Source organism: Lujinxingia sediminis (assembly GCF_004005565.1).
Taxonomy (GTDB): Bacteria; Myxococcota_A; Bradymonadia; order Bradymonadales; family Bradymonadaceae; genus Lujinxingia; species Lujinxingia sediminis.
Map to the genome: position 1 here is coordinate 179008 of NZ_SADD01000007.1, position 12377 is coordinate 191384.

At 63.6% G+C, this 12377-nt stretch carries 12 protein-coding genes; 8 read left to right on the forward strand and 4 right to left on the reverse strand.

The window, feature by feature from the left end; genetic code table 11:
• Position 1 precedes the first annotated feature (1 nt).
• Complete coding sequence (gene trpS / locus EA187_RS13390) at positions 2 to 1018, forward strand: tryptophan--tRNA ligase (protein ID WP_115605508.1); 1017 nt, start codon at positions 2 to 4, stop codon at positions 1016 to 1018.
• 95 nt (positions 1019 to 1113) lie between these two features.
• Positions 1114 to 2799 (forward strand): S1 RNA-binding domain-containing protein, encoded by a 1686-nt coding sequence (locus EA187_RS13395; RefSeq protein ID WP_127780583.1) that lies wholly within the window; start codon positions 1114 to 1116, stop codon positions 2797 to 2799.
• 316 nt (positions 2800 to 3115) lie between these two features.
• On the opposite strand, the gene yaaA is transcribed toward EA187_RS13395, so the two are convergent.
• From yaaA to EA187_RS13415, 4 genes are all read right to left on the reverse strand, one after another.
• Entirely contained in the window at positions 3116 to 3895 is a 780-nt protein-coding gene (gene yaaA / locus EA187_RS13400; protein WP_127780584.1) for a peroxide stress protein YaaA, read from the reverse strand.
• A 206-nt stretch (positions 3896 to 4101) separates the two neighbouring features.
• Entirely contained in the window at positions 4102 to 4992 is an 891-nt protein-coding gene (locus EA187_RS13405) for a hypothetical protein (protein WP_115605514.1), read from the reverse strand.
• A 331-nt stretch (positions 4993 to 5323) separates the two neighbouring features.
• On the reverse strand, positions 5324 to 5716 hold the full coding sequence (locus EA187_RS13410) for a hypothetical protein (RefSeq protein ID WP_115605516.1): 393 nt from the start codon (positions 5714 to 5716) through the stop codon (positions 5324 to 5326).
• Between the two features lie 147 nt (positions 5717 to 5863).
• Entirely contained in the window at positions 5864 to 7207 is a 1344-nt protein-coding gene (locus EA187_RS13415; RefSeq protein ID WP_164856257.1) for an aminopeptidase P N-terminal domain-containing protein, read from the reverse strand.
• A 237-nt stretch (positions 7208 to 7444) separates the two neighbouring features.
• Here EA187_RS13415 and EA187_RS13420 point away from each other — a divergent pair, with 237 nt between their 5' ends.
• From EA187_RS13420 to EA187_RS20655, 6 genes are all read left to right on the forward strand, one after another.
• A complete protein-coding gene (locus EA187_RS13420; RefSeq protein ID WP_164856258.1) occupies positions 7445 to 8482 on the forward strand; it encodes a M20/M25/M40 family metallo-hydrolase in 1038 nt (345 codons plus the stop codon).
• A gap of 248 nt (positions 8483 to 8730) precedes the next feature.
• Entirely contained in the window at positions 8731 to 9054 is a 324-nt protein-coding gene (locus EA187_RS13425; protein WP_115605521.1) for a hypothetical protein, read from the forward strand.
• 93 nt (positions 9055 to 9147) lie between these two features.
• Positions 9148 to 9699 carry a thioredoxin family protein gene (locus tag EA187_RS13430; protein ID WP_127780586.1) on the forward strand — a complete coding sequence of 184 codons (552 nt, stop codon included), beginning with the start codon at positions 9148 to 9150 and terminating at the stop codon, positions 9697 to 9699.
• Between the two features lie 215 nt (positions 9700 to 9914).
• Positions 9915 to 10481, forward strand: coding sequence for a Sec-independent protein translocase subunit TatA/TatB (locus EA187_RS20650; protein ID WP_206524352.1), 567 nt, complete (start codon positions 9915 to 9917; stop codon positions 10479 to 10481).
• The gene (gene tatC / locus EA187_RS13440; protein ID WP_127780587.1) at positions 10478 to 11290 is read left to right on the forward strand and encodes a twin-arginine translocase subunit TatC; all 813 of its coding nucleotides are present in this window, start codon (positions 10478 to 10480) and stop codon (positions 11288 to 11290) included. The genes EA187_RS20650 and tatC overlap by 4 nt, the downstream gene beginning before the upstream one ends.
• Positions 11291 to 11427: 137 nt before the next feature.
• On the forward strand, positions 11428 to 12345 hold the full coding sequence (locus tag EA187_RS20655) for a ComEA family DNA-binding protein (RefSeq protein ID WP_206524360.1): 918 nt from the start codon (positions 11428 to 11430) through the stop codon (positions 12343 to 12345).
• The last annotated feature ends 32 nt before the right edge of the window (positions 12346 to 12377 follow it).

A 12377-nucleotide genomic window follows, 5' to 3' on the forward strand; every position in this document is an offset into this window, starting at 1 on the left:
TATGACCTCTGAAAACCAAGCAAAAGTCGTCCCGGCCGGACCACGCCGCAGCCTCTCGGGCATCAAGCCCACGGGCTTTCCCCACCTGGGCAACTACCTGGGCATGATCCGCCCGGCCATCGATCTCCAGGAGGACTATGAGGCCTTCTACTTTGTGGCCGACTACCACGCCCTGACCTCGGTGCGTGACCCCGAGGCCCTGCGCCAATCGGTCTACCAGATCACCGCCTACTTTCTGGCCTTTGGTCTCGACCCGGCCCGCGCGGCCTTCTTCCGCCAGTCGGACATCCCGGAGGTCACCGAGCTGACCTGGCTCTTAAGCTGCGTCACGCATATGGGCCTGCTGGAGCGCGCCCATGCCTATAAGGCTGCAAAAGACCAGGGCATCGAGAAGGACATCAACCACGGCGTGTTCACCTACCCGGTGCTCATGGCCAGCGATATCCTCATCTACGACTCCGACGTCGTCCCGGTAGGCGCCGACCAGATCCAGCACATCGAGATGACCCGCGACATGGCCCAGAAGTTCAACTCGGCCTTCGGCGGGGATTTCCTCAAGCTGCCCGAGGCCCGGGTGCGTGAAGACGTGGCCACCGTCCCCGGCCTCGACGGCAGAAAGATGAGCAAGAGCTACGGCAACATCATCGAGCCGCTCCTGCCGCCCAAAAAGCTGCGCAAACAGATCATGAAGATCGAGACAGACTCGAAGGGTCTTGACGACCCCAAAGATCCCTCGACCTGCAACATCGTCACCCTCTACAAGCTCTTCGCCTCCAAAGACGAGCTCGCCGAGATGGAAGAGAATTACCGCGCCGGTGGCTATGGCTACGGCCACGCCAAGCAGGCCCTCTTTGAGAAGATGGACGCCCACTTCGCCCCCTTCCGCGAGCGCTATGAGGCGATCATCGACGACCGCGACTACCTCGATCAGATCCTCGATGAGGGCGCCGAAAAAGTCCGCCCCATCGTCGAAGAGGTCATGGTGCGAGTTCGCCGCGCCACCGGCCTTCGCCGCTAAGTTACCCCACGTCTTCGCTCTTAGCTTCGCGGGGAGCTCGCCACATCGTACCTCCCCCGAGGACTTCAGCCTCACCTCTCTCCAAGGCAACCGACATGGCCTCCAAAGACGACAAGACCCAGCCCGTGCCTCCTCGCCCCCGCAAGAAAAAAACCGAAGGCGAAGCCAGCGCTCAAGGTGTGAAGCCCGACGAGAAAGTCGAAGTCATCCGCGCCCCCAGGCCCCCCACCGCGCCCAATGCACCGAAGAAAGAGGCTCCCAAAAAAGATGCGCCCGCAGCCGAGTCGAAAAAAGAAGAATCGAGCGCCGGCATGAAGTTCGGGGACACCTCGGCCACCATGGACGACTTTGCCGCCATGTTCGAGAGCCATGAGGCCGCCGCTCCCTCCCGCCAGCGCTTCGACATGGGCGACCAGGTCGAGGGCAAGGTCATCTCGGTGGGCACCGCGGCGATCTTCGTGCAGATCGGCGCCAACCAGGAAGGCGTCGCCGATCGCGCCGCCTACGAAGACGAAGAAGGCAACGTCACGCTTGAGCCCGGCCAGACCTACTCCTTCTACGTGCTCGGCTTTAAGGGCGGCATCCAGCTCGGCAAAGAACTCGGTGCCGGCCGCCAGGGCCTGGCCGCTGTCGAAACCGCCCACGACACCGGGCTCCCCATCAGCGGCAAAGTCACTGGCACCAACAAGGGCGGCTTTGAAATCGATCTCTCCGGCGTGGAGGCGTTCTGCCCCATCAGCCAGATCGAGCTCGGGTTCACCGAAGAGCCCGACGCCCACGTCGGTCAGACCTACCAGTTTAAGGTCCAGGAAGTTCGCGACGGCGGCCGCACCGTCGTGGTGAGCCGCCGTGCCCTTCTCGAAGAGCAGCAGAAAGAGGCCCGCGAGCAAACCCTCAAAACCCTGGACGTCGGTCAGGTCATCGAGGGCGTCATCACGCGGGTGGCCGATTTTGGCGCCTTTGTCGACATCGGCGGCGTCGAGGGTCTGGTGCACGTCTCCGAGCTCAGCCACACCTTCTTCGACCACCCCACCGACCTGGTCAAAGTCGGCCAGGAGGTTAAGGTTGAGGTCTTGAGCCTTGAGGAGCCGGTGGGCGACAAGCCCATCCGCATCGGCCTGAGCATGAAGGCCACCGAGCAGGATCCGTGGCTGGAGGTAAACGAAAAATTCGCCGTGGGAACCCGCGTGCTCGGCCGCGTGGTGCGTCTGGCTCCCTTTGGTGCCTTCGTGGAGCTGACCCCGGGTGTTGAGGGCCTGGTGCACGTCTCCCAGATGAGCTGGGAGCGCCACGTGGCCAACCCCGCCGACGTGGTCTCCGTGGGCGAAGAAGTCTCGGTGGAGGTGCAGGATATCGACCTTCTGCGCCGCCGCATCGGCCTGAGCATGAAGGCCGCCGAGGGCGATCCCTGGGCCAACATCTCCGAGCGCTTCGCCATCGGCCTGGAGGTCAGCGGACATGTGGCCAAAGTCGAAGATTTCGGTGCCTTCATTGAGCTCGGCGGCGGTATCACTGCGCTTCTACCCCGCAGCGAGATGAACCTCTCCAGCGACTCGACGCCCCATCGCCAGTTCACCGCCGGTCAGGAGGTCAAAGCCCGCGTGCTCAACATCGAGCCCGAGCGTCGCCGCATGGCGCTGAGCCTCAAAGACGCCGAGACCATCGCCGAGCAGGCCGATCCCTCCAAAGCCGCCCCCACCAGTTACAAGGACGATAGCCTCTCCTCGGGCGGCGGCATGGGCACGCTGGGTGATCTGCTCAAGGCTCGTAAGAAGTCCTGAGCGACGCTGGATCACGGCGCAACCCCGCACTGCCAGCGCTCACTCCGCGCACCTCCCGGGTGCGCGGCGTAGACCTCTCGCAGACGCGGCGGCAGGGCTCTTTTCACAGCGTCGTAGCATCAGGCCCAACGTACAATTACCGTGGGCCGAGCTCGCATACCGCGATTCAAGCCTCTGCAAAAAAGAAGCGCTCGCCAGGTCCTGGCGAGCGCTTCTTTTTTGCAGGTGGCTCAGCGCGCTGACCCGCATCAACGGCCAACTTCTCCGCCTTCAGCACAGGCCTCTCTCCTCCCGACGCTGAAAGCCGCTGCCCGTCTTATGGCTCCTGCGGCTCACGCAAAAAGACGTACTCGCGCTCGCTGGAGCGCTCGTCGCTGAAGTAGTAGCCACCGCCGGTGAAGCCCTTAAGCCGCTCGGGGTCGGTGATGCGCTCGCGCACGATATAGTCGGCCATCATGCCGCGGGCACGCTTCGCCCAGAACGCGACGATCTTGTATGTGTCGCCCTTCCGATCGCGAAACACCGGGGTAATCAGCTTCCCTTTGAGCGATTTCTTGTCCACGGACTTAAAGTACTCGTTGGACGCCAGGTTGATCACCACCTGACGCTCCTGCTCGGCGAGCTTTTCGTTGAGCACGTCGGTGATCCTCTGTCCCCAGAAGTCGTAGAGGTTCTTGCCCCGGGCGTTCTCAAGGCGAGTGCCCATTTCCAGACGGTAGGGCTGCATCAGGTCCAGCGGACGCAGCACACCATAGAGCCCCGAGAGGATGCGGATATGCTCCTGGGCGAAGGCCACATCGTCGTCGGTGTAGGCGTCGAGCTGGAAGTCGGTGTAGACGTCGCCGGTAAAGGCCCAGAGCGCCTGACGGGCGTTCTCCGGGCTGAAGGGCAGCTCGAAGTCGCGGTAACGATCGTAGTTGAGATCCGCAAGCTTCGAGCTAATTCCCATCAGATCTTCGAGATCGGCACGCGAGAGCTCGCGCAGCCTCTCGATAAGCGTTTGAGAATCGTCGAGAAAAGGCGGCTCGCTATGCTCGGAGACGGGCACCGGCGATTCGAAATCCAGGGATTTGGAGGGGGAGAGTAAGACCAACATAGACGACCTGCTGCAGACGACTTGGAATGACGAACACGGCTTATGCGCACTGGCGAGTATCTCGCCATAACCAGCGGCGCCAGAGAAAAAGCGCGCCGGGCGAAGGCGCGCCTCAGGATTAAGAACCATCCGACCATCTGGCAAGCTCCGCCCGCCCCGCTTACACAGTGCCGGTCACACGCGGCCGTGGTTCGGGCCTGGCGAGGCTAGAAGGGGTGAAATCCGGAGCGATCCTCGTGCGCCGCATGCCTCTCCCCCCACTCGTTGCCGCCCGACTCCGCCGCACCGCGCTCGATCGGCATGATATCGACGGACGTGGCCTCCTCGGTACAGAGGCGACGCAGGGTCTGACGGCGACGCACCTCGGGGAGCACCCAGCCACCGATCACAAAGCGTTGAAAACGTCGATTCACGCTGATCTTCCGGGTCAGCCCGGCCATCACATCCGAGAAGATCGCGCGGTAGAGCTGCGCGAGATCACGACGCGCGAAGTTTCTGCACGCCAGGCTCACCGCGTCGACGGTGCGGGCGACCTGCTCCTTCATCCCCAGAAAGTCGATCACGAAGGCCTCCCCGCCGAAGGCATCTTCGAGGATCTGGGAGGCGTCGACGCCAAAGGGAAGGCCGCGGCCCAGGCGCGCGCCGCGCAGCGCGTAGAGGGTGCGAAGCCTGGCGATGGGGCGCTGATAACGAAGCTCCAGCATCGGTCCGGCCACATAGCGGGCGACACCTTGCTCGTCGTCGAGGATCTGGTCGAGCAGGGTCTTCTCGCGCTGCGCAAGCTGGCGAGCGGCACCGGGACGATTGAGGATGGCCTGCATCGCCAGCACGCTGTCGTGAAGCGCCTCACAGACCATCTCATCAATACGCCCGAGCACATCGATGTAGAGACGGCTGAAGGTATCGCAGCCGTAGCGTTGCAGCCCTGCCTCCACCGCCTCCTCCAACCAGAGCTCTCGGGACTCGCCGACATCATCACCCACGTCCCCGAAGTCGTGCAGCGCGGGGTGCATCGCGATCAAATCGCGCGTGCTGATGGCAGTGGTCCAGCGGTCGCCGTGGCCCGGCGCGTCGGCAAAAACAAAGAGCTCTTCCATGGCTTTCTCCCGGGGCATCCCTGCCCCTTTCTTGAGGAACGCACCTGGTACGGCTCGGCGCAAGTCTTTCAAAAACCCAACACATTCAACAGGTTACACGCACAACACTACCTTTCGCCACGAATGCAGCGCGCGCCACCTCATCTTCACCCCTACTGCTGGTCTGAATAGAACCACTCTAACTCGCCGCGGCCCGGAGTTCAACGGGTGCACGTCGGGAGACGTGCGCAGATGGAAAAAAAAAGACGCGCCCCTTCAGGGGCGCGCCTCTACGTACAACGCTCAAAAAGCCACACCACGCGGAGAACACCCGCGGCGGTGCGGCTCAGGCTCATTTGGAGCCGAAGGTCTGATTGAAGTCCGGGAAAAACTCCCAGTCGCCAACCTGACGGTACTCTTTGGCTTTAATCAGCAGGAAGGCGTCGAGCACCGAGGCGATCGAGATCAGCCCCCCACCGCACCCGGTAACGATCGCCACAGCCAGAATCACAAGCCCCTTGGCGGTCTGCCCCATCATGATCTGGCCGACGCCGGGGATTAAGAACGAGAGCACCAGCGCGATGATCTGATCGGTACTCAGCCCTCCCGGGTTGTTCTGGTTATTCTGCTGCTGGGGCAGATGATCCTGCGGCGGGCGATAGTCCTTAAAATTGCCCGCGGGCGGCGGCTGATGCGAAGGCGCAGCCCAGTCGTTTTGCGATTTATCCTGATTCTGATCGTTCATCGACTTCTCCTGCAAACATGCGCGTAAGAACAACGGGAAGACGCCAGGCCAGAACCCACGCCAACCGACCGTGGGTGTGACTCGAGTGATGCGGCGCTTATACGCTGCCGCATCGCACCTGTCTTTTACAAGTTGCAGCGTCCCGCATCAAAACGCGAGCGCCCTGGTATCGGCCGAGCCCACCAGCGCCTCGACCTCGTCGATCGCTTTGGGACACATCGCGGTGAGGTTCTCATAACCTTCGGCGGTGACCAGAATATCGTCTTCGATACGCACGCCGATGCCACGCAGCTCTTCGGGGGCATTCTCATCGTCGGCGGGCACATAGATACCCGGCTCAATGGTGAGCACCATGCCCGGCTCAAGGGGGCGAGAGGTGTCTTCGTCGAGCTTGTAGAGTCCAACGTCGTGGACGTCCATGCCCAGCCAGTGACCGATGCCGTGGGGGTAATACTTGCGGTAGGACTTCGACTCGAGGGTCTCTTCCAGGGTCTCCTTGACGATGCCCAGGTCGATCATCGCCTGCGCGAGCATCTTCGAGGCCTCCTCCTGAAGCGAATCATAGGGGAGTCCGGGCTTGATCATGGCGGTGGTCGCCTCCAGCACGTCGAGCACCGCCTGGTAGAGGCGTCGCTGCGGCTCGGAGAAGCGCCCGCTGGCCGGGAAGCTGCGGGTGATATCGCCGGCGTAGTAGCCGTACTCGCAGCCGGCGTCGATGAGCACCACATCGTCTTCACCGATGCGATCTTCGTTTTCGGTATAGTGCAAAATCGTGGCGTTATCGCCGCCGCCCACGATCGAGGCGTAGGCCGGACCGCTGCCCCCGCTGCGGCGGAAGTGGTATTCGATGAGCGCCTGAAGCTCGTACTCCATCATGCCCGGGCGGCAGTGCTTCATCGCCAGGATGTGCGCTTCTGCGGAGATCTCGCAGGCGCGGCGCAGGACGTTGAGCTCGGCCTCCCCTTTGATCAGACGTGCCTCAAAGAGCAGGTCGCGCGCATCGGCGATGGCCGCCGGCATCGCCAGGTGCTGGTTGCGGCGATGGCGCAAGGACTGCACCCAGCCGATCACCCGCTGATCAAAGGCCTGCTCCACGCCCAGGGTGTAATAGAGGGTCTGGCGGCCTTTCAGAAACTTCGGAAGCTCCTCATCGAGCTGACTCAGCCCGAAGGCGACATCCGCCCCGAAACGCGCCACGGCCCCCTCGGGGCCGGCGCGGCGGCCTTCCCACTGCTCCTTGCTCGGGTCACGATCGGGCACAAAGAGCCCGAACGCCCCCTCTTCGCGGCCCGGGGCCAGCACGAGCACCGACTCCGGCTCTCGAAATCCGCTCAGGTAGAGAAGATCGCTTGAGGGGCGGTAGGTGTACTCAGTGTCATTGGAGCGCTGGCGCATCGAGGGGCCCACCACGATCAGCACGCCCTCGGGGCCGATCTTCTCCATCAGTCGCGCGCGGCGCGCCTCAAAGACCTCTTGTTCGATCATGACCATCGTTGCCTCATTGCGTTTTCTGTGATTTTGGCATCCGAACTCAGGCGGCATCCTGCCACCCTGCGGGGCATCTGTCGAACCCTGCGCACCAGGTGCCCTGTCGCCGAGCGCCACGATGTGCGCTGGCCGGCGCGGTGACGCGCCACCGGGCGGTCTTCGCCCTTTGCCGCAGGCCCCCTTCCTTTGCTACACCCACTGCAGATGATGGCTTTCCTTCCCCTTCCGACAGGAGCACCCATGGCCCCGACCGACCCCTCCGACACTCTGGCAACGACGCTGCAAACCTGGCTTGAAGTCGACTCCACCAGCGGCGAAGAGAAGGCGTTTCTGGAGCTTCTGGAGGCCGAGCTGAAAGAGGCCGGCTTCAGCCGCATCGATCGCCAGGATGTCGCCCCGGGGCGCTACAACCTGCTGGCGCGTACCGAGCGGCCGGCGCGCCTGCTCTACTCCACCCACGTCGATACGGTTCCCCCCTTTTTACCGGTTCGACGCGAGGGCGACCGCATCTTCGGACGCGGAGCCTGCGACACCAAGGGCGGGCTTCTGGCGATGCTTCAGGCCGCAAAGCGCCTGCTGGCCGCCGGAGAGCGCGACCTGGGATTCTTGTTGGTGGTCGGCGAAGAGGTGGACCATTGCGGCGCAAAGAAAAGCGTGGCGTTGAGCCACCTGAAGGAAGAGGGGCTTGAGCGCATCATCCTCTGCGAGCCCACCATCAACCGGGTGGTCGCCGCGCAAAAAGGCATGCTCAAATTCACCCTGAAGACCGAGGGCGTGGCCGGCCATTCGGCCTTTGTGGACCGGGGCACCTCGGCGATCAACAAACTCCTCGATGTGCTTGAGCGCATGCGCCAGCACGACTGGCCCACGGACACCATTCTGGGGCCGACGACGCTGAACATCGGCACCATTGAGGGGGGTGTGGCGGCCAACGTCTTTGCGCCCTCGGCGCAGGCGCAGGTTCTGATGCGCGCCGTCAGCCCGATCGCGCCGCTGCTCCAGAGGGTTGAGGCACTGGCCGGCGAGGAGGCGCGGGTGGAGGGGGCGGTTTACAACGACCCGGTCTTCTTCGATCCGCCCGAGGGTTACGAGGTGGCGACGGTGCCTTTCAACACCGACGCGACCTACGTCAGCGAGCTTGCGCCGGTATGGCTTGTGGGTCCGGGCGATATTCGCGTGGCCCACGCCGACCACGAGCATATTGATGTGAGCGATCTTCAGGCGGGCATCGACCTCTACACCGAGCTCGGCACTCTGGCGCTCCGAACGCAACGCTGAGATGCCCCCGCGCGCAGCGCGGACGACGCGCAGCGCCCCTGTGGCCGCGTCGCCCCCGAGGGCGCGCCGAGCAAACCCGATCGCTGGACATTTCAATAAAGGTGTACAAGTTCGCTTCCGACGGAAATTGACCGGGTACATTCACGTACCCGACCTCTTCGCCAACGCGGTCCATCCCACGTCGATCGTAGCACCCGACAGGAGCTTCTTTGGGACGCCGCCCCGAGCGTTTCTCGCCAGGAGGACTCATGACACGTACACAGCACACAGAGCATACCCGGGTCGTCTTCGACGCACTCGACTCGCTGGCCGGCTTCGGCACCGGCACCCCCACCATCACCGCCGAGCAGAGCCCCCACGCCGCGCTGCAGGCGCTTCTTCCGGCGCTCGCCACGCTCAGCCCTCAAAAGGCCCCCAGGCCCACCTTTGAGCGCCGCGGCGAGGCCAAATTCTTTCTCGATCACTTCGCGCTGGGCGAGGAGGTGGCGGTGGTGCCCCTGTGGCATATTGAGCACCACGATCTGCACGCCAGTGCGATCGTAGGCTGGACCTACGCCCGACACCTCTGCTAACGCCGGGTGACCGGAAGACGTCTTAAGGCGCCCGGGGCCCTCCCCGGGCGCTTCTCTGCACAAGCGCTACCCCCCTGCCTGTGAGATCATCCTATGGCCCTGCTCGAAACCCAGGCCCCCGCGCTCGGCACCCCCGCTCCTGACTTTGCGCTCCCCGACACCGAGGGGGTCACTCGCCGCCTCGACGACTTCGCCTCCAGCCCGGTGCTCGTGGTGATGTTCATCTGCAACCACTGCCCCTATGTCAAAGCGGTGTTCGACCGGCTGGTCGCCCTCCCCGACGACTTCCCCGAGGGCAACGTGGCCTTTGTGGCCATCAGCGCCAACGACGCCGAGCGCTACCCCCAGGACGGCCCCGACGCCATGGCGGAGCTTGCCCGCGAGAGGCGTTTCCCCTTCCCCTACCTCTACGATGAAACCCAGGAGGTCGCCCGGGCCTACGGCGCGGTGTGCACGCCGGACTTTTTTGTGTACGACCACAATCGCCAGCTGGCCTACTGCGGCCGCCTGGACGATAACTGGAAAGATCCCCACGCGGTAAAACGTCGCGAACTTCACGACGCGATCGCCGCGCTGCTTGACGGAAGCCGTCCCGTCGAGGAACAACACCCCTCGATGGGTTGTAGCATCAAGTGGAAACCCTGAGCGCCCCGACACCGGGCGCCTCTGACGACGCCAGAAGCAGAAGCCGATGTCGCCGGATGCGATAACGAGCGTGACGCAGGCAAGGCGCAAAACTTCAGGCGGTGCTTTCGCATCGACGAGACTTTGCAACGCTGCACGCGCTACCCTCGATGCAGCAGACGCGGCGTCAACACTGGCTCACGGCGTAAAATAAGGCCAATAGACCCGGGCTTTCGATGTTCGGCATCTCCTTTCCAGAATTAATGATCATCGCCGCACTTGTGTTGGTGGTGGCCGGTCCCGAGAAGTTGCCGGAGTTCGCGCGCTGGGCCGGTAAAGGCATGCGCGAGCTGCGCAAGGCCTCCAACACCCTGCGCGACGCGTTGATGATCGACGATCTCGACCTCGACAAACCCAGAAAACGCATCACGTCCAGCGCACCTGCGGCCAGCTCAGCTCCCTCCTCATCGGCGGTATCAGATGGCGCCGAGTCGCCCTCACCCGCTGCCGATGCCGCGCCCACCACGCGAGTCTCCACCGCCTCGGCGCCGCGGGATCGCTACCCCAGCGCGGAGCCCTCCGGCCTGGACCAGCTCGATGAGGCCGACTTCGATCGCCTGCTCGAGCAGCAGTACCTGCTGCATCATAACCAACTCAAAGCTGTGGCGCTCACCCCGGCGCTCCCCACCTCCGAGATCCACGCGGTGAGCCTGAGCGCTTCACGTAGCGCGGCGGAGTCCGACACGATGACGCGACACCCTGTGGCGCTGGTCGCCTCTCAGGCTCCGGAGCCGATGCGATGAGCCCGAACCACGATGTTGAGCCCCGCTCGGAGGCCTCCGCCGAGAGCCTGCAGGAGATGCGCATGAGCTTTATGGCGCACCTTGTAGAGCTGCGCCGGCGCTTTCTCTACAGCTTCATCGCGATGGTCATCGCGTTTCTGATCTGCTGGGGCTTTGCCGCCGAGATCTTCGACTTCTTACTGCAACCCCTGATCAAAGCCGCCCCCGAAGGGGAGCTGGCCAACATGCATAACACCGATCTGGCAGAGCCCTTCTTCACCCTGCTCAAGACGGCGCTTCTGGCCGCGGTCTTTCTGGCCTCTCCGGCGATCATCTACAACGTCTGGAAGTTCGTCGCCCCGGGGCTCTACCCCGACGAAAAACGCGCAGCCGTGCCCTTTGTGGCCGGCGCGACCCTCTTCTTTTTGCTGGGCGCGAGCTTTTGTTATTACGTGGTCATTCCCTTCGGCTACGCCTTCTTGCTGGGCTTCTCGCTGGAGGTCTCCAACCCGACCTTGATGATCAAAGACTACTTCGCGCTCACCACCAAGCTCCTGCTGGGCTTCGGGATGGTCTTTGAGCTTCCGGTGGTCACCTCCCTGCTCTCGGCGGTGGGGGTGCTGACCCATCGCCACCTGCTGCAGCACTGGCGCATCGCGGTGGTAGCCGCCTTTATCATCGCCGCCATTCTCACCCCCCCCGACGTGGTCACGCAGCTGATGCTGGCCGCTCCGCTGATGCTCCTCTACGGCATCTCCATCGCGGTGGCCTACGTCATCACGAAACGTCGTGAGCGCCGCATTGCAAAAGAGCTGGCCGAGTTATCCTGACCCGGTGACATCTCGCCGGAAGAAGAAGCCGACCTGAAAAGGTCGGTTTTTTTGTGCCCGAGAGAGCAAAACCAGCCCCCCGCTCGCGATAACAACATCAGGACGCCTGGATACTTCAACCGGCTTCGGAGGGGGCTATGCCTGATTGCACGCAGATGACTTGCCAGATCGTCGATGCTTTACGTGGCTACGGCGAGCGTTGTCCCCGCCTGGGTCGTCGTCGCGGGCACCATCCGGGCGAGTTCTGGCTGACGTTTCTCCTGATAGGGGTGGTGATCTTCAGCGGCTGCGAGAGCGCCAACGCCAGCGAGTCGGGCCGTACCTACCGCCCGCTCCACGCGAGCTGCCCCACCCCACCGAGCGCCTCCGGCGACGCCCTGCAACCAGCGATCTTTTTCGATGATGAGGAGACGGGTCGAGACGACCTCAGCGACACGGAGAGCGAGGAGCTCGATTCCGTCGACGGCATGCTCGCGCTGAGTGACATCGACGATGGTGAGCCGCGGCTCTTCGAGCACGGCATCGACGATGGCGCTCCGCTCGTCGAGAGCGCGGAGCATGAGCTACGTGTGTTCTCCAGTGATTCGCTCGTCCCACTCATGTCGAAGGAGCCTTCCGATGATCTTCTCCACGAGCTCCACGCCCTTGACATCGTAGAGCTCGATACGCACTCAGCGCCCGATCCCCACGCCCACCACCCGCGCGCCGAACCCGCGTCTGACCCCGGCCCCACGACGCCCACCGCACAGAGCGAACACGCGGCCGAAGACGACGATCCCGCCGCGTCCGCCCCATCACCCGGGCTTGCCGAAGCGCCAGCGCCGATCACAAAGGTCAACATCAACACCGCCACCGAGGCCGAGCTCACCTCCATCCGCGGCATCGGCCCCGCACTGGCCGGGCGCATCCTCGACTACCGCAGCCAGCGGCCCTTCACTCGCCTGAGTCACCTCAAACGTGTCAAAGGCATCGGCCCGGCTACCTACCGGCGACTTCTGCCTCATATCACTCTGGAAGACCTGGCGAACGCGCCGGAGTCGAACGCGCAGAATTGACGACTGCCCCCAACTCCAGCGATAGTACTTCG

Bases quoted from the DNA above. Each gene is read 5' to 3' on its own strand.
- trpS (WP_115605508.1), top strand. From the start codon at position 2: ATGACCTCTGAAAACCAAGCAAAAGTCGTCCCGGCCGGACCACGCCGC.
- EA187_RS13395 (WP_127780583.1), top strand. From the start codon at position 1,114: ATGGCCTCCAAAGACGACAAGACCCAGCCCGTGCCTCCTCGCCCCCGC.
- yaaA (WP_127780584.1), bottom strand. From the start codon at position 3,895: ATGTTGGTCTTACTCTCCCCCTCCAAATCCCTGGATTTCGAATCGCCG.
- EA187_RS13405 (WP_115605514.1), bottom strand. From the start codon at position 4,992: ATGGAAGAGCTCTTTGTTTTTGCCGACGCGCCGGGCCACGGCGACCGC.
- EA187_RS13410 (WP_115605516.1), bottom strand. From the start codon at position 5,716: ATGAACGATCAGAATCAGGATAAATCGCAAAACGACTGGGCTGCGCCT.
- EA187_RS13415 (WP_164856257.1), bottom strand. From the start codon at position 7,207: ATGGTCATGATCGAACAAGAGGTCTTTGAGGCGCGCCGCGCGCGACTG.
- EA187_RS13420 (WP_164856258.1), top strand. From the start codon at position 7,445: ATGGCCCCGACCGACCCCTCCGACACTCTGGCAACGACGCTGCAAACC.
- EA187_RS13425 (WP_115605521.1), top strand. From the start codon at position 8,731: ATGACACGTACACAGCACACAGAGCATACCCGGGTCGTCTTCGACGCA.
- EA187_RS13430 (WP_127780586.1), top strand. From the start codon at position 9,148: ATGGCCCTGCTCGAAACCCAGGCCCCCGCGCTCGGCACCCCCGCTCCT.
- EA187_RS20650 (WP_206524352.1), top strand. From the start codon at position 9,915: ATGTTCGGCATCTCCTTTCCAGAATTAATGATCATCGCCGCACTTGTG.
- tatC (WP_127780587.1), top strand. From the start codon at position 10,478: ATGAGCCCGAACCACGATGTTGAGCCCCGCTCGGAGGCCTCCGCCGAG.
- EA187_RS20655 (WP_206524360.1), top strand. From the start codon at position 11,428: ATGCCTGATTGCACGCAGATGACTTGCCAGATCGTCGATGCTTTACGT.